Genomic DNA, 23,498 nt, shown 5'->3' with positions numbered 1-23,498 from the left:
CGTCATGATCGGGATCGCCGTCAAGGAGGCCTATCCGGCCCCCACGTCACGATATCCTCCCCCGCGCCGAGCAGGGCCGCGGCACCGGTCGGGAACCCGGCCGGGGGCGAACCCGACCCCAAGGGGGTCGGGTTCGCCCCCGACCGTCGCTCAGGAGTCGGCCGGACGGCCTAACCGCCGGCCGCCTGCTCGGCGGCGCGCACCTGCGCGGCGAACTCCTTCGCCCTCAGCCGTTCCAGGGTTCCGCCGTGCCGCCGGGCGAGCTCGTCGGCGGGCTCCGGCTCGGACTCGCGCAGGTCGACGATGAGCAGGGCGGCTCCGTCCTCCACCCGGCTGCTCAGCATGATCATGCCCGCACCGCCCTCCTGCATCCGCAGGTCCTCCGCCGCGCCGCCCAGGGCCACCCCGGCGGCCGCGCCGAGGAAGACGCCGATGGGGCCGCCCACCAGCCCCAGGAGACCGCCGGCCAGACCCGCGCCCGCGGTGGGGACTCCCGCGCCCGAGACGTGGCTCTCCGGTACGTCGAGCAGTCCTTCGGCCGACCGTTCCAGCACGGCGGCCTGCCGGAGCCCCGGCAGGCCGACGGCGTCCTCGTAGGCCGCCCGGGCGGCCTGCGCCTTCGCGAACGTGATCAACAGGATCTGGTGGTGGCTCTCCGCCATGTCGAATGCCTTCCTGCCCGGCTCTGTGGGTCGATTCGGCGCGCTTACCCGACCCTCACGAGTGCACACGCTTTCACAGTGGACCTCCCGGCGCCCCGTCACGCCACACCGGGGACTCGGCCTCCCCGGGCCTCCAGGCGACACCCGTCAGCGGTCGGAGCCGTCGAGGGCGCTGTCGGGGATCCAGGAGCCGTGGATGCCGTCGGCGACCTGGCGAGGGAGGTGGACCGCGGCGATCCGGTCGAGGCCGGACGCGTCCAGGACCAGGAGGGGACGACCACGGCCGTCCTGGTCGGGGAACGAGACCGCGTACTGGTAGCGGTGCTCGGTGCCGATGAACTCCTCGTTGAGCGCGGTGAATTCGATGGCCAGGTCATCGAGGGTCTGCTCGTCGACGCGGCCGGCGGCCACGTCGACGACCCATCGGCGGTTGTGGGAGCGGGTGTTGGGCTCGGTACCGCGGCCGGGGGCGCAGACCCACCAGTTCCAGGAGAGCCGGGCCTCGGGGCATGACGCCGATCCGGGCCGGCTGCGCGTCGTTCCAGCCGTAGGGGATGCCGGAGTGCTCGGCGGGGTCGAAGGTGACCGTCCCCTCGATGAAGACCACGTGGTTGCGGGTGAGGGCGAAATCGTGCTTGAGGGAGGCGGTCGCCCCCGGTACGTCGGCACTGTGGGTGAGCTGCCCCTCGGCATCGGACACGTGGTGCGTGAGGTGCGGCGGGAACGGCGAGGAGCCGAAGAGGTGCAGTTCGCCGGTGGCCGGGTCGGTCTTCGGATGCGCGGTCATCGCACCGCGCAGCTTGCCGTCGAAGTCGTGGGTGCCGGCGGTGCCGGCCGTCAGATCGGGGCCGTGCTCGGTCAGGTACGGGGCGCCCTCCAGGGCGGGGGTGCGCACCCAGCGGTTGCGGTACCACTCGGCGCGGCCCTCGCGCAGCCGGATGCCGTGGCGGTGGTGATGGGCGGGGCGATGGCAACGGCCACGGCCGCGGCGGGCGGGCGACGCCGTGGGGCGCCGGGCGTCAGCCGGTCCGCTCGGCGCGGGCCTTGAGGGCGGCGAGCCAGGCGGTCAGGGAGTCGCGCAGGGCCTGGCCGAGCTCGGCGGCCGCGGCGTCGACAGGGGCTCCGCTCCAGGACTCCTCGGTGCTGACGCGCACCTGGCCGCCGGTCCGCTCGAAGGTCCACACGTGGACGCCCTCGATGCCGCCGGCCGGGCCGCCCCAGACCAGCCGCTCACCGGGGACGATCTCGCGGACGGTGGAGGTGATGTCCAGTCCGTGCGTCTTCCAGCTGAAGGAGTTGCCCGGCAGCAGCGGGCCGTCGAGCTCGGCCTGGTCGACGTCGGCGTTCCAGCTCGGCCAGGCGTCGATGTCGGCGTGCAGGGCCCAGACCCGCTCCAGCGGGGCGTCGATCAGGGTGGACAGGCGGACGATGACGGGAGCGGTCTCGTCGATGGTGAACATGGCTGCTCTTCCTCTCGGGTGACGTGCACGAGTGCATGTGTTGAATGAGTGAGTGGCTAACCACTCACATTTGACTGCCAAGAAACGGCGGGCCGTATGCCCCGCCGACAAGCCCCGCCGATAAGCCCAGCCGTCCGGCCGGGCCCGGCGTCAGTAGTGCGTGATGCCCGCGGACAGTGTGCGGATCCAGGGGGCGTCCACCTCGTCGGCCCGCATCGAGACGATGAGGTGGCACAGCATGCCGAGCGCGAAGAACTGCTGGACCTGCTCGTCGGTGCCGCCGGAGGCGCCGCGGACGTACTCCACCAGCCGGGCGTAGCCCCGCTGGACCGCCTCCCGCACGGCCGGCTCGGAGACGGCCGCGGCCTGGGCGTGCAGCTGGATCAACATCAGGTCGTTGTCGCTGATCAGCAGCGCGTACGAGTCCCCCATGGCCTCCAGCACCACCTCGGCGGAGCTCCCCTTCGCCTCGGCGGCCGCCCGCTCCAGACTGGCTCGGACCTGCAGGAAGCAGTGCTCGACCACCGCGGTGAACAGCAGTTCCTTGCTGGGGAACAAGCGGTAGACGTACGCCTGCGAGATGCCGGCCGCCTTCGCCACCTCGGTCGTGGTGGTGCCCCAGTAGCCGCGCGCCGCGAAGGCGCCGATGGCGGTGCGCAGCACCGTCTCACGGCGCTCCTCGGCGGTGGACAGCTTGCGGGGTCGTTCGTTCTTCATGTGAGTACTCAACCACTCACACTTTTGACTGTCAACGCCTCCGGCGAGGCCGCCCGGCCACGAGTCGCCGACTCCTCGTCCGCGGTCAAGCCATACGCTGGTGAAAGGAGTGTGCTGGGAGGCGTCGTGCCGGAACGGGATGGCTCGGAAGGCGGCTCGGAGGATCGCCTGCGCGCGATGGAAGAGGCCCTCGAGCGGATCGGGACGTCCTTCGACGAGCGGGTGACCTGGCGGGAGCTGGCGGGCTTCGCGTTCCGGAACCTGTGCGACGCAGCGGCCGTGGAGCTGGCCGGCCACGGCGGCAGGAACGAACGGGTGGCCGCGGCCGGCGCGACGGACCTCCTGGACGGCCTCCCCGCCGAGATCCCCGCCGAGATCCCCGCCGAGATCCCCGCCGAGATCGCCCCCGAGGCCCGCGCCCCGGACGAGGGGCATCCCGCGCAGGCCCGTACCGGCCGTGGCTCAGGGGGTTCGCCGCACCTCGTCTCGGTGCCGCTGATCGGCCGGGGCGAGCCCTACGGAAGGCTCCTCGCGGTCAGGGAGCAAGCGCACGGCGGCTTCAGCGACCACGAGACGGCGACGCTGCGCTTCGCGGCGCGCCTCGCGTGCGTGCACATCGGCCACGCACGGCGGCTGGCCGCGACCGAGCGGATCGCACTCGACCTCCAACGCGCGCTGGTGGCCGAACCGGGCCGGCCGCACCCGAACCTGGAGGTCGCCAGCCGCTACCTGCCGCTCGGGTCCCGCTCCCTGGTCGGCGGCGACTGGTTCGAAACCGTCCGGCTGCACTTCGGCCGGACCCTGCTGGTGGTCGGAGACGTCATGGGCCACGGCCTGGAGGCGGCCGTCGACATGAACGCCTACCGCACCCTGCTGCGCGAGGTCGCCTCCACGGATCTCGCCCCGCACCGGGTGCTCCGCCAGCTGGACGCCCTGTCCGCGGCGGACGGCGACCGCCGCCCCGCGACCTGCCTCATCGTCCGCGTCGATCCCGCTCGCGGTACGGCCGTGTACGCCAGCGCGGGACACCTGCCGCCCGCCGTCTTCGCCGCCGCCGACGGCCGGGGCCGACTGCTGGAGGTGCCCGTCGGCCCGCCGCTGGGCACCGGTGTCGGCGGATACGACGCCGTCGCCCTGCCGTTCACCGAGGACCAGACCGTCCTGCTCTACACCGACGGGCTGGTGGAACGCCGTGGCGAGGACATCGACACCTCCCTGGCCCGGCTCGCGGCACTGCGCATGGCCGCCGGGGCCGGGGTGTCGGACGTGGTGGACGCCGCCTGCCGGGGACTCGACGCACGGCACGCCGAGGACGACGTCGCCGTCCTCGCGGCCCGCCTCCGCCCCCGGCCGCCCCATCCTTGATCCTTGCTAAACGGACCGCCAGTCCGTATGGTCCACTCCATGCGGACCAACGGTCCGTTTTCGGTCGGGTGTCCCTTCAGGGAAGGGCGGCCGCGCCTTCGAGCGGAACGGAAGACTTGACCATGAACACCCCCACCACCCTGGTCATCGGGGCCACCGGCACCACCGGCCGCCGGGTCGCCGCCGGGCTGTCAGCCGAGGGCCACCGCGTCAAGGCCGCCGGCCGACGCGCCACCCCCGTGGCGGGCGGGCAGGGCGTCCTCTTCGACTGGAACGAGCCCTCGACCTGGGACGGGGCCCTCGACGGCGTCGAGCGCGCCTACCTCGTCCCGCCCGTCGGCTCTCCGGACCCGGCCTCCGTCATGCTGCCGTTCCTCCACCGGGCGCGGACGGCGGGCGTGCGCCGGGCGGTGCTGCTCAGCTCGTCGGCGATCCCCGCGGGCGGTCCGGCGGTGGGACAGGTCCACCAGGCCCTGCCCGGCCTGTTCGGGCAGTGGGCGGTGTTGCGGCCCTCCTGGTTCATGCAGAACTTCACCGCCTCCACCCCCCACGGGCGCAGCATCCGTGCCGAGGGCGCCGTCATGTCGGCCTCGGGAGAGGGCCGCATCGGGTTCGTCGACGCCGAGGACATCGCCGCCGTCGCCGTGCGCGCGCTGGCCGACGACCGGGCCCCCGACACCGACCTGATCCTGACCGGGCCGCAGACGCTGAGCTACTCCGACGTGGCCGCGATCATCACCGAGGCCACCGGGCGGCCCGTGGTGCACCGGCAGCTGACCTTCGAGCAGCTGCGCGACCGCTGGGCGGCCGAGATACCGCTGGAGTTCGCCACCCTGCTGGCCGGCATGGACCGCGCCATCGCCGAGGGGGCCGAGGACCGCACCTCGGACGCGGTCGAGCGCCTCACCGGCCGGCCGCCGGGCACGTTCCGCGCGTTCGCCGAGCGGGAGCTGTCGTGAAGCGGCGGCGACCCGTCCGGGCCGGGAGCCCACCGCATACCATTCCCGGGGGCCGGGACAGGCCGAAGACCGAGGAGGATCCGTGGCCCAGCGCACAGAACGCGCCGACGCCCTGCGCAACCGAGAAGCCGTCCTGGCCGCGGCCGACGCCCTCTTCGCCGCCAGCAGCAGCCCCCACAGCGTGTCGATGGACGAGATCGCCGCGGCCGCGGGCGTGGGCAAGGGCACGCTGTTCCGCCGCTTCGGCGACCGCGCCGGCCTGATCGGCGCCGTGATCGCCTCCCGCCTCGAACCGCTCCGGCAAGCCGTACGGGAAGCACGGGACGCCGCCGACCGCGCACCGCGGCAGCGGGTGCTGGACCTCCTCGACGCCTCGCTGCGCTTCAAGATCGAGAACCGGAACCTGATGTCGGCAGCGGAGGACGCCGGGCTCAGCAGCCCCTACCGGGCCGGGCACTACGGCTGGTGGCACGAGACCCTCCGTACCGCACTGGAGCAGGTGCCCGGAGTGCGGGCCGCGGACTTCACCGCCCACGCCCTGCTGGCCGCCATCCGCGCCGACCTCGTCGCGCACCTGATCGACGAGCGGAACATGACGCCCGAGGCCCTGCGGTCCTCGCTCGCGGCCCACATCGGCAACGTCCTCGGCGGCGACAGCGACAGCGGACCGCCCGGCGCGTAGGCCGTCTCTTGCCCGGTCCGGCTCCACTTCGGCCGGATGACCGTGCAGCGACGCCGTGGCCGGACACCGACGTCACGGCCGGACCGTTGCCCGGTCCGCCTCCGCCTCCGCCCGCGCCAGCGCCTTCTGCCGTACGGTCCGCAGCGCGGCGAGATCGTTCGCGTGGTCGGCGCCCAGCGTCTGCTCGGCATCGCCCTGCGCCGCCGCGACGGCAGCGGCGCGGCCGGCCCTGACCTGGCAATCGGCGCCCGCCTTCGACAGCTTCAGCTCGACGCCGGCGACCGCGTGGATCCCGGCCGGGTCCTACCCGGCGGACCTTCCCGGTCACAGCACCAGCGTGCCCGCGTCCGCTCCCGCGTCCTTCACGCACGCACTCCAGGCACCCTGCGCCTCCACATGGCGGCCGTCGGCCCGGACCTTGTCTACCAGGGCGTCGGCGAGGACCTGGAAGGTGTTGTAGAGCCTGTGGCAATCCGGCCCGAACAGGCCGGACTTGGCGTCGCTGACGCAGGAGTCCGAGTGGTAGAAGAACTGCCGCCCCAACGGCATCTTCAGGTCCACGCGGTGCGCGGGCGTGCCCAGCAGGGCCTCCTTCCAGCGGTCGTTCGCGCTCTCGCCGGCGTTGGCGTCCTCCTGCGGCCGCACGGCCAGCGCCGTGCTCGTGATGCCGTACCCGTCGTCGACCGCCTGCGCGACGGCGAGCAGCCCGTAAGGATTCGCGTCGGCGATGCGGTTGCCCGTGGCCAGCGGCTGGGGGCGGTAGGTGAAGCCGCGCCGCCGCATGCAGGCGGCGACGAGATCCTCCTCCGCCGCGTGCAGGGCCACGCGCTGCGGCTCGGAGTAGTAGGTGACGCCCCCGAAGGGGCGGGGTGCGGAGAGCGGGGCGGGGCTGGGGTCCCGGGCCGGGACACCGGCGGCGGTACGTCAACGAGGGCCCGGGGTTGCCGGGGTTGCCGGGGCCAAGAGTGCGGCCGGCACGCCGGCGTGGCGCGCGGCCGGATCCTTGTCACCGACCCCGTCGCCGACCTCGCCGCCGCCCCCGTCGCCGTCCGCACCAGGACCCGCTTCAGTCGGACGCCGACCCGAGCCCCTTCACCTCGTCCCACACCGCCGGATCCACCGTGCCCAGCCGCCGTGCCCGCGCGAACTCCCACACCGACACCTCCGTCACCCGGTCCGCCTCCAGGAACCCGCCCCGCGACCCCACCACGCCCGGCGGCAGCGGGATGACCCCGGCGCGCCGGTCGTCGTACTTCCCGGTGATCCACGCGACCCGCGCCCAGTGGCCCCGTACGCCCAGGACCAGACAGGGCCTCCCACCCGGCAGGGACCACAGGTCACCGGCCCCCGGCCGCGGCGCGGGCCCGGGCGCGTGCGGCGGCTCGGCGCTGTGGGGCGCCCGCCGCGCCCGCCGGGGGACCAGCACCAGCAGGACCACGGCCACCACCGCGGCGACCGCCGGCCACCAGGACGTGTCCATACTCCGACCGTAGTCGCGGCCGCACCGCCCGGCGCGGCGGCCGCACCACCCGTACCCGCCACCCGTACCCCGTACCCGCGCCACCGCCGGACGGCAACCCGGATCCGCCCTGTCGCTCCCCCGGGTGACAGCACAGGTGATTCCCCCCACAACGGCCCGCCGCGGAGGAGCGACCGAAGGTTTCGCGCCTTACGCTCGACCCACGCACGGCCCGCATTCCGTCCACGGACCGTCCACGGAGGTTCACGCTCCATGAAGCTCACCGTCGTCGGCTGTTCGGGTTCGTTCCCGTCCGCGGATTCGGCCTGTTCGAGCTACCTCGTCGAGGCCGACGGCTTCCGGCTGCTCCTCGACATGGGCAACGGCGCCCTCGGCGAGCTCCAGCGGCACATCGGGCTCTACGACCTCGACGCGATCTTCCTGAGCCATCTGCACGCCGATCACTGCATCGACATGTGCGCGTACTTCGTGGCCCGCTACTACCGCCACGAGGGCGGCCGCTGCGGCACCATCCCGGTCTACGGCCCCGAGGGCACCGAGAAGCGGCTGTCCACGGCCTACGAGGACGTCCCCGACGAGCGGTCCATGAGCGAGGTCTTCGACTTCCGGACCCTGAAGTCCGGCACCTTCGAGATCGGCCCGTTCCAGGTCCGCACCGAGAAGGTCTGCCACCCGGTCGAGTCGTACGGGATCCGCGTCGAGCACGGCGGCCGCTCCCTGACGTACTCCGGTGACACCGGCGTCTGCTCCGAGCTGGGGCTGCTCGCCGAGGACACCGACCTCTTCCTGTGCGAGGCCTCCTTCACGCACGGCAAGGAGGACATCCCCGACCTCCACCTCAACGGTCGCGAGGCCGGCGAGTACGCCCGGGGCGGCCGGGTGGGTCGGCTCGTGCTGACGCACATCCCGCCGTGGACGGACGCCGAGCAGAACCTGGCCGACGCCCGCTCGGTCTACGACGGCCAGGTGGATCTGGCGTACGCGGGCGCGGTCTACGAGGTCTGAGGCCTGGAGCCTGAGGCCTGGAGTCTGAGGCCTGGAGTCTGAGGCCTCAGGCAGGACACCCGCATCAGCCGTACGACGAAGCCCCCGCCCTCCCTTCCGGGAGAGCGGGGGCTTCGTCGTGGTGGGGCGGGAGACCTACTTGGCCTCGGCCTTCTCCATCTCCGCGAGCTCCTCGTCGGACTCGCGGCCCGGCGTCGGAAGGTTGAACTTGGTGATCGCGAAGCGGAAGCCGAAGTAGTAGACCGCGGCGAAGACCAGGCCGATCGGGATGATCATCCAGGGGGACGTGGCCTTGTTCCAGCCGAGGCCCAGGTCGATCAGGCCGGCGGAGAAGGTGAAGCCGGCGTGGACACCGAGGGCCCAGGTGACGGCCATGGACACGGCCGTCAGCACCGCGTGGATGGCGTACAGCACCGGTGCGATGAACATGAACGAGAACTCGATCGGCTCGGTGACACCCGTGACGAACGAGGTGAGGGCGAGCGAGACCATCATGCCGGTGACCGCCTTGCGGCGCTCCGGACGGGCGCTGTGGGCGATGGCCAGGGCGGCGGCCGGCAGGCCGAACATCATGATCGGGAAGAAGCCGGTCATGAACTGTCCGGCGCTCGCGTCGCCGGCCCAGAAGCGGTTCAGGTCACCGTGCACGACCGCACCGGCGGCGTTGGTGAAGTCACCGATCTCGAACCAGGCGACGGTGTTGACGAACTGGTGCATGCCGATCGGGATCAGCGCGCGGTTGATGAGGCCGAAGATGCCGGCGCCGATGGAGCCGAGGCCCGTCATCCACTCGCCGAAGTTGGTGATGAGCTCGCCGATCGGCTCCCAGGCCAGGCCGAAGAAGACACCGACGAGGACGCCGACGAAGGCCATGACGATCGGGACCAGGCGGCGGCCGTTGAAGAAGCCGAGCCAGTCCACCAGCTTCGTGCGGTGGAAGCGCTGCCACAGGACCGCGGCGAGCAGACCCATGATGATGCCGCCGAGGACACCCGGGTTGTTGTACGTCGCGGCGACGTCCACACCCTTGTTCTCGGTGGTGTTGATGACGGCCTCGGTCACCGGGAACGCGGTGAGCACGTTCTTGTAGACGAGGAAGCCGACGAGGGCCGCGAGGGCGGTGGAGCCGTCGGCCTTCTTGGCGAAGCCGATCGCGACACCGATGCAGAAGAGCAGCGGCAGGTTGGCGAAGACGGCGTCACCGGCGGTGGCGAACACCGTGGCGACCTTGCCCCAGCCGAGGCCGTCCTTGCCGAAAACGTCGGGCTGGCCGAGGCGCAGCAGAATACCCGCGGCCGGCAGGACGGCGATGGGCAGCTGAAGGCTGCGGCCGACCTTCTGCAGACCCTGGATCAGGCCGGAGCCCCGCTTCTTGGCGGGAGCGGCGGTGGCCGTACTCATCAACTTCCTCCAGTGGACAAGGCGCTGCCTGGGGACATGGAAAAGGGGGCGGCGGCGTCTCAGGAAAGGGGAGGACCTCGGGGCCGAAAGGCCCACGTGGTCTAAACCACTCAGTGGTGTAGACCAGTTTTAGCACGTGAGGTCTGGGTAAGGAACCCACCAATTCCGTGGGGGAGGACACATCGGGGCATACAACGCAAAGGCCCTCGGACCTGTGGGTCCGAGGGCCTTCGACACTCATCTGACTGCCCTGATCAGGGCTTTTGGCACTCCGTACGGGGCGTTCGGCAGGTGCCGGACGGGCCTTTCGGCAGGGCTTCGGCGGCTCTTCGCCGAGGCTTCGGTCCGCCCCCCGCTCAGGCCTTGGTGTTCTCCGCCTGCATCACCGCGATCTCCTCGTCCGACTCACGGCCGGGCGTCTTGATGTCCCACTTGGTGATCGCGAAGCGGAAGACGGCGTAGTAGACGACCGCGAAGCAGAGTCCGATCGGAATGATCATCCAGGGCTTCGTCGCCAGGCTCCAGTTGATGACGTAGTCGATCAGTCCCGCCGAGAAGCTGAAGCCGTCGTGGACCCCGAGGGCCCACGTCACCGCCATCGACACGCCCGTCAGCACCGCGTGGACCGCGTACAGCGCCGGCGCCAGGAAGAGGAAGGAGTACTCCAGCGGCTCGGTGATGCCGGTGACGAAGGAGGTCAGGCCGACCGACAGCATCAGGCCGCCGACCTCCTTGCGGCGCGCCGGCTTCGCGCAGTGGGTCATCGCCAGCGCCGCCGCCGGCAGGGCGAACATCATGATGGGGAAGAAGCCGGAGAGGAACTGCCCGGCGTTCGGGTCTCCCGCCAGGAACATCGGGATGTCGCCGTGCACGGTCTGGCCGTCCGGCTTGGTGTAGCTGCCGAACTGGAACCACACCGGCACGTTCAGGAACTGGTGCAGGCCGATCACCAGCAGTGCGCGGTTCGCGATGCCGAAGATGCCCGCGCCCACCGACCCCAGGCCCACCAGCCAGTCCGAGAAGCTCTCCAGCGCGTTGCCGATCGGCGGCCAGATCCACAGGCACAGCACGGCGAAGGCGATCGCGATGAAGGTCATGATGATGGGGACCAGGCGGCGGCCGTTGAAGAAGCCGAGCCAGTCGACCAGCTTGACGCGGTGGTAGCGCTGCCAGAACCAGGCGGCCAGCAGGCCCATGATGATGCCGCCGAAGACCCCCGGATTCTGGTAGGTGTACGCGACGAAGGCGTCGCCCGCCCCCAGGCAGGCGCCCTTGATGTCCTTGGTGCCCTCCGGGCAGGACTTGGGGAAGGCGCGCAGCACGCTGCGGTAGACGAGGAAGCCGACTGCCGCCGCGAGTGCGGTCGAGCCGTCCGCCTTCTTGGCCAGTCCGATCGCGACGCCGATGCAGAAGAGCAGCGGCAGGCCGAGGTCGGCGTCGAGCAGGGCCCCGCCCGCGGACGCCATGACCTTGGCGACGTCCGTCCAGCCCAGGCCGTCCTTGCCGAACACGTCGTCCTGGCCCAGCCGGTTCAAGATGCCCGCCGCCGGCAGCACGGCGATCGGCAGCTGGAGGCTCCGCCCCATCTTCTGCAGCCCTTGGAACAAGCCGTTCCACCACTTCGTCTGTGGCACTGCTGCCGCGCTGCTCGCGCTCATCCGCGTCCTCCCTGACCGGCCCGTTTTTGGCAGTCGCGACACTTGCGGCACACTGGTGTAGACCACTTGTGTCGCGGTCGCATTTCACCCGCCCGAGGGCAGGTAGATGCTGATCGTCATCATTCGGCAGATGGCGGGCATTTGCTCGTGTAGCTGGGCCAATCGTGAGTTACCGTGACCAAGCGGACCACGCCGGCCGGTCAGTTCGCACCATCCGCCGGCCGACAGGCAACGGCGGCCGCCGAGACTCGTTCTTCGTAGAACTCAGGGAGAAACACATGGCCACCAAGGCTGAGAAGATCGTCGCCGGGCTCGGCGGCATCGAGAACATCGAAGAGGTCGAAGGCTGCATCACCCGCCTGCGCACCGAGGTCATCGACCCCAGCAAGGTCGACGAGGCAGCGCTGAAGGCCGCCGGCGCCCACGGCGTCGTCAAGATGGGCACCGCGATCCAGGTCGTCATCGGCACCGACGCCGACCCGATCGCCGCTGACATCGAAGACATGATGTGAGCTGAGCCCACCGGCTCGCCCCCACACCCGTACGTACGACAAGACCCCGCCCGGACGCACCCGGACGGGGTCTTCTCGCGCTCGCGACGGGGTGCTTCCCGGCCCCCCGCACCGGCTAGGCTCGCTCCCATGTCTCGCATCGACGGCCGTACGCCCGAACAGCTCCGCCCGGTCACCATCGAACGCGGATGGAGCAAGCACGCGGAGGGCTCCGTCCTCGTCTCCTTCGGGGACACCAAGGTCTTCTGCACCGCCTCCTTCAGCGAAGGCGTCCCGCGCTGGCGCAAGGGCAGCGGTGAGGGCTGGGTCACCTCCGAGTACTCGATGCTGCCCCGCGCCACCAACACCCGCGGCGACCGCGAATCCGTACGCGGCAAGATCGGCGGCCGCACCCACGAGATCTCCCGCCTGATCGGCCGCTCGCTGCGCGCCGTCATCGACTACAAGGCGCTCGGCGAGAACACCATCGTGCTGGACTGCGACGTCCTCCAGGCCGACGGCGGCACCCGCACCGCCGCCATCACCGGCGCCTACGTGGCCCTGGCCGACGCCATCGCCTGGGGCCAGCAGAAGAAGCTGATCAAGGCCGGCCGCAAGCCCCTGACCGGCACCGTCGCCGCCGTCAGCGTCGGCATCGTCGACGGCGTCCCGCTCCTCGACCTCTGCTACGAGGAGGACGTGCGCGCCGAGACCGACATGAACGTGGTCTGCACCGGCGACGGCCGCTTCGTCGAGGTCCAGGGCACCGCCGAGGGCGAGCCCTTCGACCGCAAGGAGCTCAACGCCCTCCTCGACCTGGCCGCCGGCGGCTGCGCCGACCTCGAGGCCCTCCAGCTGAGCGCCCTGGAGCTCTCGCTCTAGACCCTGTCCGGGCCCGAGCGGGGCCCTGTCCGGGCCCGATCGGCAACCGCGGGGCGCGTCGCTGCGTCTCACGGGGTACGGGTGCACGGCGTCGAAGCCGTGCACCCGTCCACGTCCGTGTCCACGTCCGTGTCCCGGCACCCGTGCCGGGACGCGTCCACACATCAGACTCACCCTGGGGGCCGAAGTGAAGTCGAAGTACCGCCTTGCCGCCGTCGCCCTGACCGCGGCGCTCGCCATACCCGCGATCACCTCCTGCGACGCCATCTCGACGGCGATGGACTGCGCGAACACGGCGGTCGCCATCACGGACGGCGCGAACGACCTCCAGCAGGCGGTCTCGCAGGCCGGCAACAGCCCGCAGGAGGCCCAGAACGCGCTCAACTCGATCGAGGCGAACCTCAAGAAGGTCGGCGACCAGACGGACAACGCCGACCTGAGCAAGGCCATCTCCTCGATGAACACGGCCGTCCAGAACGTCCGCACCTCCCTGGAGGGCGGCAACACCGCCCCGGACATCACCCCGGTCGCTGACGCGGCCAAGGAGATCTCGAAGGTCTGCACCCCGGGCTGACGCCGACCGGGCCGACGCCGACCGGGCCGACGCCGACCGGGGAGCCCCGCCGCCCTGGCGGGGGCCCGGACCGGGGGCCGGATAATGGGGCCATGACGACCTCGACGCCGACTCCCGCGCCCAACCTCCTCGTCCTGGCCACCCGCAACGCGGGCAAGGTCTCCGAGCTCCGCTCGATCCTGTCCGACGCCGGCCTGCCGCACGAGCTGGTCGGCGCGGACGCGTACCCGGAGATCCCGGACGTCAAGGAGACCGGCGTCACCTTCGCCGAGAACGCGCTCCTCAAGGCCCACGCCCTGGCCCAGGCCACCGGCCTGCCGGCCGTCGCCGACGACTCGGGCCTCTGCGTGGACGTGCTGAACGGCGCCCCGGGCATCTTCTCGGCCCGCTGGGCCGGCTCCCACGGCGACGACGCCGCGAACCTGGCGCTCCTCCTGGCCCAGCTCGGCGACATCGACGACGCCCACCGCGGCGCCCACTTCTTCTGCGCGGCCGCCCTCGCCCTCCCGGACGGCACGGAACGCGTGGTCGAAGGCCGCCTCCTGGGCAGCCTGCGCCACGCCCCGTCGGGTACGGGCGGCTTCGGCTACGACCCGATCCTCCAGCCGGCCGGCGACACCCGCACCTGCGCGGAACTCACACCGGCGCAGAAGAACGCCATCTCCCACCGGGGCCAGGCCTTCCGCGCCCTGGTCCCGGCGATCCGGGAACTGCTGGGCTGAGCCCGGCCCCGGACACACCGAAGGCCCGACTCTGTGAGTCGGGCCTTCGGTTCATCGGGCTGTGCGGCCTGAGGGATTCGAACCCTCACGGGATTACTCCCATTGCGACCTAAACGCAAGGCGTCTACCGTTCCGCCAAGGCCGCTCATAACCGGTCAAATTCCAACATCGGGCTCGACCGGCTGCCGATCAGTGTACGGCGGTCCGGGGTTCGCGGGCGACAGGCTTCCGTGGGTGATTCCGGCGCCAGGCGTCCGTTGCCGCACGGCCGTTGGGATGCGGCGTTGGGATGCGGCCCCGACGGATCGGGCCCGCTCCGTCGGGGCGGGCCGGGGTCAGATGCCCAGGTCCTTGATGATCTTGGCTACGTGGCCCGTCGCCTTGACGTTGTAGAAGGCGCGCTCGACCTTGCCCTCCTCGTCGACGACCACCGTGGAGCGGATGACCCCGGTGACCGTCTTGCCGTACAGCTTCTTCTCGCCGAACGCCCCGTAAGCCGTCAGGACCTCCTTCGAGGGATCCCCGACCAGGGTGACCTTCAGGTGCTCCTGCTCGCGGAACTTCGCCAGCTTCTCCGGCTTGTCGGGGGAGACGCCGATGACGTCGTAGCCCGCCGTGGCCAGTACCGCCAGGTTGTCCGTGAAATCGCACGCCTGCTTCGTGCAGCCCGGCGTCAGCGCGGCCGGGTAGAAGTACACGATCACTTTGCGGCCCTTGTGGTCGGCGAGCGAGACCTCGTTGCCGTCCGCGTCGGGCAGGGTGAAGGCGGGGGCGGCGTCGCCCGGCTCAAGTCGCTCGCTCATCTTCAACAGTCTCCTCAAGAGGGGATCGGTACGGTCTCGAGACTAAGCTGCTGACAGACTGTTCGTGGTGGGCGATGCCCCCTACGACGGACCCGACCCGACCACGACGACGGAGGCAGCGCGGTGCCGGAAGCCAGGACCCCCGCACAGATCGAGGCGGACATCGTCCGCCGCCGCGAGCAGCTCGCCGAGACGCTCGACGAGATCGGTGTGCGCATGCACCCCCAGACGATCATCGGGGACGCCAAGGCGAAGGTGATCGGCACCGTCGACCACACCGTCGGCCGTGCCGTGGCGACGGTGAACCGCCTCGTCACCGACGCCCGCGACGGGCTGCGGCACGAAGACGGCGCCCCGCGCGTCGAGCGGATCCTGCCGGTGGCCCTGCTCGCGATCGGTGTCGTGGGCCTGCTCGTCGTGTCGGCGCGGCGCAAGCGCTGATGCGCGTGGGGGGTGCGGGGCGGGCGCGGGCGGGTAGGTTCGGGGCGTGAGCGAGAACACCACCACCCACGACAAGCTGCCCATCCGCATGCTCCACGACCGCGTGCTCGTGAAGTCCGACTCGCCGGAGGGCGAGCGGCGCTCGGGCGGCGGCATCCTGATCCCCGCGACGGCGGCGGTCGGCAAGCGGCTGGCCTGGGCCGTCGTGGTCGCGGTCGGGCAGAACGTACGGACGGTCGAGCCGGGGGACCGGGTGCTCTACGACCCCGAGGACCGGGCCGAGGTGGAAGTGCGCGGGGCGACGTACGTGCTGATGCGCGAGCGGGACCTGCACGCCGTGGCCGCCGAGCGGCTGGAGGGGTCGGACGACTCCACCGGGCTCTACCTCTAGGTTCGGCGGAGTACGCGGATCCTTGGATTCCAAGATCGAGAAGGGCCGGTGACCACCGTCACCGGCCCTTTTCGTGCGTTTTTGCTACGGTGGTGGGGAACCCCCGACGAGACGCGCCGTACCGGGAACGACAAGACGACGCACCCCGTTCCGCTCTCGTTCTGGAGGTGCCTGTCATGGCCTGGGTTCTGCTCGTCATCGCCGGTGTGGTCGAAGTCGGCTGGTCGATCGGCATGAAGTTCACCGAGGGGTTCACCCGGCTCTGGCCGAGCCTGTTCACGGGCGCCGGCATCGTGACCAGCATGGTGCTGCTGTCGTACGCCGCGAAGACCCTGCCGATCGGTACGGCGTACGGCGTGTGGGTCGGCATCGGCGCCGCCGGTGCGGCGGTGCTCGGCATGGCGGTGTTGGGGGAGCCCGTCACCGCCGCCCGGATCTTCTTCATCGCCCTGCTGCTGGTCGCCGTCGTCGGCCTGAAGATGACCTCCGGCCACTGAGCCCGCGGCACGGGCGGGGGTCCGTGGACCCCCGCCCGCGCTATTCCACCAGGTCCGCCGGCGGGCGCAGGCCCTCGGTGGCGCCGCCGCGGTTGCCGCCCGTGGCGCCGCCGTCGTTCTGGCCCCCGGTGGTCTGGCCGCCGTTCGTCTGACCGCCGTTCGTCTGGCCCCCCGTGGTCTGACCGCCGGTGGTCTGACCGCCGTTCGTCTGGCCGCCGTTCGTCTGACCCCCGTTCGTCTGGCCTCCGTTGTTCTGCCCGCCCGTGTCCTGGCCGCCGTTCGTCTGCCCGCCCGTCGGCGGGGTCGGCGTCGGGCGGTCGGGCCGGCCCGAGGGGCGCTCGCCCGGGGTCTCCTCGGGCGGGTTCGGGTTCACCGGCGGCGCCGGAGGCAGGTTGGCGCCCGGCATGAGCTCCAGGTCGAAGTCCTCCGGGTCGCTGTCGGCCAGGGCCGTCTTCGTGTACTGCGCCCAGATCCGGGCCGGGTAGCCGCCGCCCCCGATGCGGGCCTCGCCGAGCGCTCCGTAGAGGGATTCCAGGCTGCCGGTGTCCGGGTCCTGGCCCATCATCGAGACGACCGTGACCAGGTCCGGGGTGTACGCGGCGAACCAGGCCGAGCGGTCCAGTTCGCCGGTCCCCGTCTTGCCCGCGGCCGGGTGGCCGGCGGCGAGGGCGGCCGTGCCGGTGCCGTTGTCCACGACGCTGACCAGCATGGACGTGGTGGTGTCGGCGGCTTCGCGGCTGACGGCCTGGGTCGGTTCGCGGTGCGGGAGCGGAACGGTGTCGTCCGCCTTGGTGATCTTCTCCAGGAAGGTGTGCGGGGTGTGGCGGCCGTGGTCGGCGAGGGTCGCGTAGGCCTGGGTCATGTCCAGGACGCTGGCCTGCATGGTGCCCAGTGCCATGGCCGGTCCCGCGTCGAAGTTCGGGGTGCTCTCGGGGACGCCGAGGGCGATGGCGGTCTGCTTGACCTTGTCGGTGCCGACGTCGACGACCATCTGGGCGAAGACGGCGTTGACGGAGAGGTCGGTGGCGGTGTTGACGGTGATGTTGCCGTAGCTGATCTGCCCCTCGTTCTCCGGGGCGTAGGGGATGCGGGTGCCGACGACGCGCCGCTTGTTGTCGCCGTTGTAGATCGTGAACGGGGTGATCGTGCGGCCGTCCTGGGTGCGGGAGTTGTTCTGCACGGCGGAGGCGAAGACGAACGGCTTGAAGGTGGAGGCCACTTGGAAGTCGTGCCGGGTGGCGTTGTTGACGAACTGCTTGGTGTAGTCGATGCCGCCGTACATGGCGACGACCTTGCCGGTGGCCGGGTCGATGGAGACGGCGCCGGTGCGCACGACGCGGTCCGCCTTGCGCTTCTCGGGGTCGAGCTTGCTGACCATCTTGTCGTTGACGGCGTCGACGATGGCGGTCTGGCGGCTCTTGTCGATGGTCGTGGTGATGCGGTAGCCGCCCTCGGCGAGGGTCTTGTCGTCGAGGATCTTGTTCTCGACGATGTAGTCCTTGATGGCCTCGACGAGGTAGCCGCGCTGCCCGGACAGTCCGGCGGCCGGGCGGACCTTGCCGGGCTCGGGGAAGCGGGTGGCCGCGCGTTCGGCGGGCGTCATCCAGCCCTTCTTGACCATGCCGTCGAGTACGTAGTTCCAGCGGGCGAGGGCGCGTGCGCGGCCCTGGGGGTGGGAGACGACGTCGAAGGCGCTGGGGGAGTTGAGGAGGGTGGCGAGGTAGGCGCCCTCGGCGGTGTCGAGCTTGCCGACGTCCTTGCCGTAGTAGGCCTGGGAGGCGGCCTGGATGCCGTAGGCGTTGCGGCCGAAGTAGCTGGTGTTCAGGTACCCCTCGAGGATGTAGTCCTTCGACTTCTCGCGACCGAGCTTGATCGCGATAAAGAACTCCTTCACCTTCCGCTTGATCGTCTGCTCCTGGCCCAGGTAGTAGTTCTTGACGTACTGCTGGGTGATGGTCGAGCCGGACTGGGTGCCCTTGCCGGTGGCGGTGTTCCAGGCGGCGCGGAGCATCGCGGCGGGGTCCACGGCCCGTTCGGAGTGGAAGTCGCGGTCCTCGGCTGCCAGAACGGCCTCCTGGACGGTCCGGGGGATCTGGGAGAGCGGCACGTTGACGCGGTTGACCTCGCCGTCGCGGGCGAGCTGGGTGCCGTCGGAGTAGAGGTAGAGGTTGGACTGCGCGACGGCGGCCGCGTTGGCGGGCGGGATGTCGACCAGCAGGTAGCCGGCGACCAGGGCGCCGCCGCCCAGCAGGGCGATCAACAGGAGGCCGCCCAGGACCATGCGCCAGGTGGGCAGGGCCCGGCGCCAGCCGGTGCGCTTGCGCTTGGCCTTCTTCGCCGCCTTCGCCCGCTGCTTGTCCGTCTTCTCCGTCCTCTCCGCCTTCTTCGCGTCCTCGGGGCTCCCCGCCGGTCCGGGGGCTGTCCCCTATACACCTCTGACGCCGCCGACGAACCAACCTGTGTAGACGTGTTGGCGGTGGGGGTGCGGGTGTAGCGGAGGCGGGTGTGGCGGCGGGTGGCGTCGCCCTGGAAGAACTCGACCTCGGTGGGGGCGAGCACGTACCGGGTCCACGTCGGCGCCGGGGCGTCCGGCTCCGTGCCCGCCTGGTCCCAGGACGCCGCCGAGGCGCGGGCCAGCTCCTCCGGGGAGGACAGCACCTCGCTCTGCCGGCCCGTCAGCGCCGCCGCGAGCGCGCCGCGCGAGCGGACCGCCAGGTCGGCCCGGCTCTCCGCCGCGTCGCACGCCGTGACCCGGCCCCGGATACGGATCTGGCGGGCCACGGACGGCCAGTAGAAGCCCAGCGCGGCCTCCGGCTGCCCGGCCAGCTGCCGCCCCTTCCGGCTGGTGGAGTGCGAGGCGAAGTGCCAGCCGCGCTCGTCGGCGTCGTGCAGCATCAGCGTCCGTACGTCGGGCCGCCCGTCCGCGTCCACCGTCGCCAGGCTCATCGTGTGCGGCTCGGGCTGCCCCGCCTTGGCGGCGTGCGTGAACCACTCCCGGAAGAGCGCCAGCGGCTCCGCCGGCGCGGTGGCCGGGTCGAAGGAGGGCAGCGGGCCGTCCCAGACGCGCAGGGAGTGCAGAGTGGTGTGGAAGTCGTCGTCGGGTGCGGTCTCGCTGGTCATGGCGCGAGCCTAGCCCCGGGCGGCGGGGCCGGCTCAGGCGCTGGGCACGCGGTGCCGGCGGATTGACCGGACAGGTATGCCGTCCGTTCCTCCTCGCCGAGGTCGCGGTTGATGGCCCGGCAGATGTCGTCGATCGCATCCTCGGGGTCGTCGTGCAGGTCGAGGTGGTGCAGCCGGACGGTGCCGTTGTTGCTGCCGATGGCGAGAGTGGATCCGTCGGGGCTGAACACCGCCGAAAACAGCACGTCGGACTGGGGCAGGGTGGCGAGGGTCTTGCCCTTTTCCGCATCCCACAGCCGCACAGTGGTGTCGGCGCTACTGGTGGCGAGCGTTCCGTCGGAGCTGAACGCCACCGAGTTCACCCATCCGATGTGGCCGGGGAGGGTGCGACCATCGCCGGTGTCCATGTCCCACAGCCACGCGGTGTTGTCGTTGCTGCCGGTGGCGAGGGTGGATCCGTCGGGGCTGAACGCCACCGAGCCCACTGGTCCGGTGTGGCCCGTCAGGGTGTCCATCAGTGCGCCGGTGTCCACGTCCCACAGCCGAGCGGTGTTGTCGGTGCTGCCGGTGGCGAGGATGCGTCCGTCGGGACTGAACGCCATCGAGCTCACCGTCCCGATGTGTTCCATCGATACACTGAGTTTCGTGCCGGTTTCGGCGTTCCACAGCTGCGCTGTGGCGTCGCGGCTGCCGGTGGCCAGGGTGGTTCCGTCGGGGCTGAATGCGACTGAGGTCACCCAGTCCGTGTGATGGGTCAGGGGTTCGCGGGCCTTGCCGGTGTCCATGTCCCACAGCCGCGCGGTGTTGTCGTTGCTGCCGGTGGCGAGGGTGGTTCCGTCGGGGCTGAACGCCACCGAGTTCACGCTGTCCGTGTGACCGGTCAGGGGTTCGCGGGCCTTGCCGGTTGTCACGTCCCAGAGTCGCGTTGTGCCGTCGTAGCTGCCGGTGGCGAGGGTGGTTCCGTCGGGGCTGAACGCCACCGAGACCACGGCCTGGGTGTCGTCGGCCAGGGTGTCGACGGTGCCCACGTCCCACAGTCGCACGGTGGTGTCGTCGCTGCCGGTGGCGAGGGTGGTTCCGTCGGGGCTGAACGCCACCGAACGCACAATGGCGGTGTGGCCGGCCAGGACAGTGAGGATCGCGCCGGTTTTCACGTCCCAGAGCACCACGCTGTTGTCGGCGCCGCCGGTGGCGAGGGCGCGTCCGTCGGGGCTGAACGCCATCGAATACACCGCGTCGGTGTGGCCCACCAAGATGCGCTTCTTGCCGGTTTCCACGTCCCACAGCACCACGTTGGCGTCGACGCTGCCGGTTGCCAGGGTGTGTCCGTCGGGACTGAACGCCACTGAATACACCGTTCCGGCGTGTTCCATCGGCTTGCCGAGGGTCTTGCCCGTTTTCACGTCCCACAGCAGCGCGGCGCCGTCGTGGGTGCCGGTGACGAGGGTGCGTCCGTTGGGGTTGAACGCCAGCGACCACACCGAGTCGGTGTGTTCCATGGGGTTGCCGCGGCGCGTGCCGGTTTCCACGTTCCACAGCTGCGCTTTGCCGTCGTCGCCGGCGGTGGCGAGGATGGTTCCGTCGGGGCTGAACGCCACCTGGTTGACCCAGGAGGCATGTTCCATCGGGTCGCCGCGGCGCTTGCCGGTTTCCACGGTCCACAGCTGTGCGGTGCCGTCCTCGCTGCTGGTGGCGAGTGTGTCTCCGTCGGGGCTGAATACCGCGGATCCCACCTTGGTGTCGTGTTCCAGCGGCTCGCCGACGGTCTTGCCTGTCTTCACGTCCCAGAGCAGCGCGCTGCCGTCGTTGCTACTGGTGGCGAGGGTGGTTCCGTCGGGGCTGAACGCCACCGAGCGCAACTCGGCGGTGTGGCCGTCCAAGCGTCGCTGTAGTGGGAGGGCCGCGGCGTTCCGCAGGCCTTCCTCGGACTCGGACGTGCCATTGGTGCGGAAGGCCCGGATGGCCAGGAGCGAGGCGAGGTCGGGGCTGGTGCCGATGAGCATGCTGGACTGGCCGGCGAGCTGGCGGGAGAGGGCTTCGTTCTCCTCGTTGATGACTGCCCGCCACTGCCAGACGGCTCCTCCCGCGGCGATGAGCGCGAGGACGAGGAGGGAGGCCAGGATCGCGTTGAGGCGTCTGCTGCGCCGGATGGCGGCCTGTTGGTGTTCCTTGCTGGCGGTGAGGAAGGCGGCGATGTCGCCCGGCAGTCGGCGCTGCTGGGACCATTCCAGGCCTTCCGCGAGCGCTGTTCCGCCGAGCAGGTCTCCGGGGTGGTTGCCTTCGGCATAGCGGGCCTGCCACGCGCGGGCGTTGTCGAGCCACTCCTGGAAGCGGTGATCCTGCCTGACCCATTCGCGCAGGGTGGCCCAGTCGCGGATGAGTGCGTCATGGATCAGTTCGGCAACCGGCAGAGCGGGAGGGGTGTTGTGGACCAGGGAGACGCGGGGTGTGTGGGTGGTGATGATGCGATGACCGGTGAGGGTGGCGAGGACCTCGTCGATGTCTTTGCCGCTGTCGCTTCCCCCGCTGACGTCGGCTGCCAGGTCGCGCAGGTCGTGCAAGGGGACCTGCTCACGGACGGCGGGGATGTTGCGGTGGGGATCGGCCGAGTGCACCAGGGAGGTCAGGATGCGCTGGGCGATGGGCAAGCGGTCGGGAGGCAGCTGGGTGAGGGCGGTTTCGCACCAGGTGGTCAGGCTTCCGGTGACTTGGCCGATGCGCTGGTAGGCGTCGTGCGTGAGGTATCCGTCCTTGCGCCTTTGCCACAGCTGGCTGAGTGCCAGCTCCAGCAGGGGCAGTACGGTGACCGGCGCGCAGCGGGTCGTGGTGCCCTCGGGTGTGGTGGCCAGGACGTCGGTGATGATCTGCTCGGGCAGCCCGAGCTCGAAGTGGGCGCCCGCGTTCTCGGCGGGCCGGGTGATGATGTCGTGCAGATCCTCCTGGCTCAGGGTGCCCGGGATGTTGAGGAGTCCTGGCATCGCGGCTTCCAGCAGCTTGGGTGCCAGGGCGGCCTGCTGAGGGTAGAAGTCGTCGCGCATGATCAGGATCACGGAGAGCGCGGCGTGTGATCTGACCGCGGTGGTGATCTGCTCCGTGGCGGCCAGACGGCGTTCCAGTTGCCGGCCGGTGGAGGGCTGGGTGAAGAACTCTTCGAACTGGTCGACGATCAGTACGAGGCGCTGACAGCCCGGTTCGGCGGCGAGTTTGTGGGTCACGGCTGCGGCGATCCCGTCGCTGTCCGCCCCGAGCAGTCCGGCACGCTCCAGCTCGGCGAGCAGGTCCTGCCTCGGCCGGACGAGCACGGACGACCACATGTCGCTGCCCGGCAGTTCGCCCGCGGCGAGGGCGGGCAGGACACCGGCCTGGACCAGGGAGGATTTGCCCGAGCCGGAGGGCCCGAGCAGCAGGGTGACCCGCTGCTCGGCCAGGTTCGCCAGTACCTGCCGCACCGCGTCCTTGCGGCCCTCGAACCACTGGGCGTGTTCCGCGGTGAACGACTCCAGTCCCCGGTAGGGGCACACGTCCTGCTCGGTCAGCTCGGGCCACACCTCGCGCAGTACCTGCGTGGGGGTGACATAGGCGATCTCCTGCCCCCGCTCGTTCTCGTCGGGGGTGGTGATCTCGGTGACCATGCCGATGACCAGGCCGGTCCCCTCGTCCACGACCGGCCCGCCGCTGAATCCGGTGGTCAGGTCGTTCGCGCCGGTCAGCTGCAGATGGACACCCCTGTTCTCGGTGGCCGGCAGCAGGTCCCCGGCCGCGCCGTAGCCGTAGTGACCGCCCGGCGGAGCCTGGGCGGGGAACCCGAACGAGCGGACCCGGTGACCCCCGCAGCCCGCCGCCGAACCCAGCGCCAACGGCGCCGGCCAGTTCGACGTACCGCTCAGGCGCAGCATGGCCACGTCTTGGGCCTCCGGGTCACGCCACGGCTCTTCCAGGACGAGAGCCTCCGCCCCGGGCGCGCCGTCCACGTGTGGGAAGAGCAGCCGCACGGTCTCGCCGGGCCCGCTGCCGGCGGCTCGTACGACGTGCGCGCAGGTGGCCAGGATGTCCTCGGTGACCAGGAATCCGGCCCCGGCCACCTCGTCGTCCGGTCCGAGGATCTGGGCGACGGCGAAGGGCAGCCCGGAGGGGCGGTCACCGTTCGGGCCGTTGCCGCCGTTGCCACCGTTCCCAGTGGTGTTCACG

At 71.0% G+C, this 23,498-nt stretch carries 23 protein-coding genes, 1 tRNA gene, 1 pseudogene and 1 riboswitch; of the genes and pseudogenes, 11 read left to right on the top strand and 14 right to left on the bottom strand.

The genetic code is table 11. The features are described 5' to 3' along the window. Positions 1 to 170: 170 nt before the first annotated feature. The 5 genes from DRB89_RS31290 to DRB89_RS31275 form a co-directional block, all read right to left on the bottom strand. On the bottom strand, positions 171 to 662 hold the full coding sequence (locus DRB89_RS31290; RefSeq protein WP_112451487.1) for a hypothetical protein: 492 nt from the start codon (positions 660 to 662) through the stop codon (positions 171 to 173). 147 nt (positions 663 to 809) lie between these two features. Beyond that, positions 810 to 1,073 (bottom strand): carotenoid oxygenase family protein, encoded by a 264-nt coding sequence (locus DRB89_RS45110; protein ID WP_239516417.1) that lies wholly within the window; start codon positions 1,071 to 1,073, stop codon positions 810 to 812. Further along, positions 1,036 to 1,557: a carotenoid oxygenase family protein gene (locus DRB89_RS45105; RefSeq protein WP_239516416.1), complete on the bottom strand. Its 522-nt coding sequence runs from the start codon at positions 1,555 to 1,557 to the stop codon at positions 1,036 to 1,038. The genes DRB89_RS45110 and DRB89_RS45105 overlap by 38 nt, the downstream gene beginning before the upstream one ends. Before the next feature lie 124 nt (positions 1,558 to 1,681). Continuing rightward, positions 1,682 to 2,122 carry an SRPBCC family protein gene (locus tag DRB89_RS31280; protein WP_112451486.1) on the bottom strand — a complete coding sequence of 147 codons (441 nt, stop codon included), beginning with the start codon at positions 2,120 to 2,122 and terminating at the stop codon, positions 1,682 to 1,684. Positions 2,123 to 2,272: 150 nt separating this feature from the next. Beyond that, positions 2,273 to 2,839, bottom strand: a complete 567-nt coding sequence (locus DRB89_RS31275) for a TetR/AcrR family transcriptional regulator (RefSeq protein ID WP_112451485.1) — start codon at positions 2,837 to 2,839, stop codon at positions 2,273 to 2,275. Between the two features lie 177 nt (positions 2,840 to 3,016). Here DRB89_RS31275 and DRB89_RS31270 point away from each other — a divergent pair, with 177 nt between their 5' ends. The 3 genes from DRB89_RS31270 (at position 3,017) to DRB89_RS31260 (ending at position 5,845) form a co-directional block, all read left to right on the top strand. After that, positions 3,017 to 4,204, top strand: coding sequence for a PP2C family protein-serine/threonine phosphatase (locus tag DRB89_RS31270; RefSeq protein ID WP_112463902.1), 1,188 nt, complete (start codon positions 3,017 to 3,019; stop codon positions 4,202 to 4,204). A gap of 122 nt (positions 4,205 to 4,326) precedes the next feature. Next, a complete protein-coding gene (locus tag DRB89_RS31265) occupies positions 4,327 to 5,163 on the top strand; it encodes an NmrA family NAD(P)-binding protein (RefSeq protein WP_112451484.1) in 837 nt (278 codons plus the stop codon). A gap of 82 nt (positions 5,164 to 5,245) precedes the next feature. Beyond that, a complete protein-coding gene (locus DRB89_RS31260) occupies positions 5,246 to 5,845 on the top strand; it encodes a TetR/AcrR family transcriptional regulator (RefSeq protein ID WP_112451483.1) in 600 nt (199 codons plus the stop codon). A 324-nt stretch (positions 5,846 to 6,169) separates the two neighbouring features. Here the strand turns inward: DRB89_RS31260 and DRB89_RS43870 are convergent, their stop codons facing one another. Further along, complete coding sequence (locus DRB89_RS43870; RefSeq protein WP_112451482.1) at positions 6,170 to 6,670, bottom strand: hypothetical protein; 501 nt, start codon at positions 6,668 to 6,670, stop codon at positions 6,170 to 6,172. 241 nt (positions 6,671 to 6,911) lie between these two features. Next, the gene (locus DRB89_RS31250) at positions 6,912 to 7,325 is read right to left on the bottom strand and encodes a hypothetical protein (protein WP_112449862.1); all 414 of its coding nucleotides are present in this window, start codon (positions 7,323 to 7,325) and stop codon (positions 6,912 to 6,914) included. A 252-nt stretch (positions 7,326 to 7,577) separates the two neighbouring features. Here DRB89_RS31250 and DRB89_RS31245 point away from each other — a divergent pair, with 252 nt between their 5' ends. Continuing rightward, positions 7,578 to 8,330: an MBL fold metallo-hydrolase gene (locus tag DRB89_RS31245; RefSeq protein ID WP_112449863.1), complete on the top strand. Its 753-nt coding sequence runs from the start codon at positions 7,578 to 7,580 to the stop codon at positions 8,328 to 8,330. Positions 8,331 to 8,465: 135 nt separating this feature from the next. Here the strand turns inward: DRB89_RS31245 and DRB89_RS31240 are convergent, their stop codons facing one another. Further along, entirely contained in the window at positions 8,466 to 9,731 is a 1,266-nt protein-coding gene (locus tag DRB89_RS31240; RefSeq protein WP_112449864.1) for a PTS transporter subunit EIIC, read from the bottom strand. Positions 9,732 to 10,087: 356 nt separating this feature from the next. After that, positions 10,088 to 11,389 carry a PTS transporter subunit EIIC gene (locus tag DRB89_RS31235; protein WP_112449865.1) on the bottom strand — a complete coding sequence of 434 codons (1,302 nt, stop codon included), beginning with the start codon at positions 11,387 to 11,389 and terminating at the stop codon, positions 10,088 to 10,090. Between the two features lie 164 nt (positions 11,390 to 11,553). Here DRB89_RS31235 and DRB89_RS31230 point away from each other — a divergent pair, with 164 nt between their 5' ends. From DRB89_RS31230 to rdgB, 4 genes are all read left to right on the top strand, one after another. Then, complete coding sequence (locus DRB89_RS31230; RefSeq protein WP_275431979.1) at positions 11,554 to 11,901, top strand: PTS glucose/sucrose transporter subunit IIB; 348 nt, start codon at positions 11,554 to 11,556, stop codon at positions 11,899 to 11,901. Positions 11,902 to 12,030: 129 nt separating this feature from the next. Then, complete coding sequence (rph, locus tag DRB89_RS31225) at positions 12,031 to 12,762, top strand: ribonuclease PH (RefSeq protein WP_112449867.1); 732 nt, start codon at positions 12,031 to 12,033, stop codon at positions 12,760 to 12,762. Positions 12,763 to 12,949: 187 nt separating this feature from the next. Next, on the top strand, positions 12,950 to 13,336 hold the full coding sequence (locus tag DRB89_RS31220) for a hypothetical protein (RefSeq protein ID WP_112449868.1): 387 nt from the start codon (positions 12,950 to 12,952) through the stop codon (positions 13,334 to 13,336). 92 nt (positions 13,337 to 13,428) lie between these two features. Continuing rightward, positions 13,429 to 14,058, top strand: a complete 630-nt coding sequence (gene rdgB, locus DRB89_RS31215) for an RdgB/HAM1 family non-canonical purine NTP pyrophosphatase (RefSeq protein WP_112449869.1) — start codon at positions 13,429 to 13,431, stop codon at positions 14,056 to 14,058. 62 nt (positions 14,059 to 14,120) lie between these two features. Here the strand turns inward: rdgB and DRB89_RS31210 are convergent. Together DRB89_RS31210 and bcp are read right to left on the bottom strand one after the other, a co-directional pair. Further along, positions 14,121 to 14,203: transfer RNA gene (locus tag DRB89_RS31210), tRNA-Leu, on the bottom strand. Between the two features lie 190 nt (positions 14,204 to 14,393). Next, positions 14,394 to 14,861 carry a thioredoxin-dependent thiol peroxidase gene (bcp, locus tag DRB89_RS31205; protein ID WP_112449870.1) on the bottom strand — a complete coding sequence of 156 codons (468 nt, stop codon included), beginning with the start codon at positions 14,859 to 14,861 and terminating at the stop codon, positions 14,394 to 14,396. Positions 14,862 to 14,984: 123 nt separating this feature from the next. Here bcp and DRB89_RS31200 point away from each other — a divergent pair, with 123 nt between their 5' ends. The 3 genes from DRB89_RS31200 to DRB89_RS31190 all read left to right on the top strand — a co-directional run bounded on the left by DRB89_RS31200 (position 14,985) and on the right by DRB89_RS31190 (position 16,190). Beyond that, positions 14,985 to 15,302, top strand: coding sequence for a DUF3618 domain-containing protein (locus tag DRB89_RS31200; protein WP_112449871.1), 318 nt, complete (start codon positions 14,985 to 14,987; stop codon positions 15,300 to 15,302). Between the two features lie 46 nt (positions 15,303 to 15,348). Further along, positions 15,349 to 15,693: a co-chaperone GroES gene (locus DRB89_RS31195; RefSeq protein WP_204357783.1), complete on the top strand. Its 345-nt coding sequence runs from the start codon at positions 15,349 to 15,351 to the stop codon at positions 15,691 to 15,693. Between the two features lie 75 nt (positions 15,694 to 15,768). Continuing rightward, positions 15,769 to 15,838, top strand: a riboswitch (guanidine-III (ykkC-III) riboswitch). Between the two features lie 31 nt (positions 15,839 to 15,869). Further along, positions 15,870 to 16,190 carry a multidrug efflux SMR transporter gene (locus tag DRB89_RS31190; protein ID WP_112449872.1) on the top strand — a complete coding sequence of 107 codons (321 nt, stop codon included), beginning with the start codon at positions 15,870 to 15,872 and terminating at the stop codon, positions 16,188 to 16,190. Positions 16,191 to 16,230: 40 nt separating this feature from the next. Here the strand turns inward: DRB89_RS31190 and DRB89_RS31185 are convergent, their stop codons facing one another. The 3 genes and pseudogenes from DRB89_RS31185 to DRB89_RS31175 form a co-directional block, all read right to left on the bottom strand. Continuing rightward, complete coding sequence (locus DRB89_RS31185) at positions 16,231 to 18,471, bottom strand: transglycosylase domain-containing protein (RefSeq protein WP_112449873.1); 2,241 nt, start codon at positions 18,469 to 18,471, stop codon at positions 16,231 to 16,233. 203 nt (positions 18,472 to 18,674) lie between these two features. After that, positions 18,675 to 19,310: pseudogene (locus DRB89_RS31180) on the bottom strand (pyridoxal 5'-phosphate synthase); the annotation flags it as partial. After that, complete coding sequence (locus DRB89_RS31175) at positions 19,307 to 23,497, bottom strand: trypsin-like peptidase domain-containing protein (RefSeq protein ID WP_239516415.1); 4,191 nt, start codon at positions 23,495 to 23,497, stop codon at positions 19,307 to 19,309. The gene DRB89_RS31175 and the pseudogene DRB89_RS31180, both read right to left, overlap by 4 nt. Position 23,498: the final 1 nt, after the last annotated feature.

The organism is Streptomyces sp. ICC4 (assembly GCF_003287915.1).
Lineage (GTDB): Bacteria > Actinomycetota > Actinomycetes > Streptomycetales > Streptomycetaceae > Streptomyces > Streptomyces tritrimontium.
This window is presented reverse-complemented; position numbering and strand designations above follow the sequence as displayed.

Coding starts and splice junctions, on each gene's coding strand:
- DRB89_RS31290 (WP_112451487.1), bottom strand. CDS start 662: ATGGCGGAGAGCCACCACCAGATCCTGTTGATCACGTTCGCGAAGGCG.
- DRB89_RS31280 (WP_112451486.1), bottom strand. CDS start 2,122: ATGTTCACCATCGACGAGACCGCTCCCGTCATCGTCCGCCTGTCCACC.
- DRB89_RS31275 (WP_112451485.1), bottom strand. CDS start 2,839: ATGAAGAACGAACGACCCCGCAAGCTGTCCACCGCCGAGGAGCGCCGT.
- DRB89_RS31270 (WP_112463902.1), top strand. CDS start 3,017: ATGGAAGAGGCCCTCGAGCGGATCGGGACGTCCTTCGACGAGCGGGTG.
- DRB89_RS31265 (WP_112451484.1), top strand. CDS start 4,327: ATGAACACCCCCACCACCCTGGTCATCGGGGCCACCGGCACCACCGGC.
- DRB89_RS31250 (WP_112449862.1), bottom strand. CDS start 7,325: ATGGACACGTCCTGGTGGCCGGCGGTCGCCGCGGTGGTGGCCGTGGTC.
- DRB89_RS31245 (WP_112449863.1), top strand. CDS start 7,578: ATGAAGCTCACCGTCGTCGGCTGTTCGGGTTCGTTCCCGTCCGCGGAT.
- DRB89_RS31240 (WP_112449864.1), bottom strand. CDS start 9,731: ATGAGTACGGCCACCGCCGCTCCCGCCAAGAAGCGGGGCTCCGGCCTG.
- DRB89_RS31235 (WP_112449865.1), bottom strand. CDS start 11,389: ATGAGCGCGAGCAGCGCGGCAGCAGTGCCACAGACGAAGTGGTGGAAC.
- rph (WP_112449867.1), top strand. CDS start 12,031: ATGTCTCGCATCGACGGCCGTACGCCCGAACAGCTCCGCCCGGTCACC.
- rdgB (WP_112449869.1), top strand. CDS start 13,429: ATGACGACCTCGACGCCGACTCCCGCGCCCAACCTCCTCGTCCTGGCC.
- bcp (WP_112449870.1), bottom strand. CDS start 14,861: ATGAGCGAGCGACTTGAGCCGGGCGACGCCGCCCCCGCCTTCACCCTG.
- DRB89_RS31190 (WP_112449872.1), top strand. CDS start 15,870: ATGGCCTGGGTTCTGCTCGTCATCGCCGGTGTGGTCGAAGTCGGCTGG.
- DRB89_RS31185 (WP_112449873.1), bottom strand. CDS start 18,471: ATGGTCCTGGGCGGCCTCCTGTTGATCGCCCTGCTGGGCGGCGGCGCC.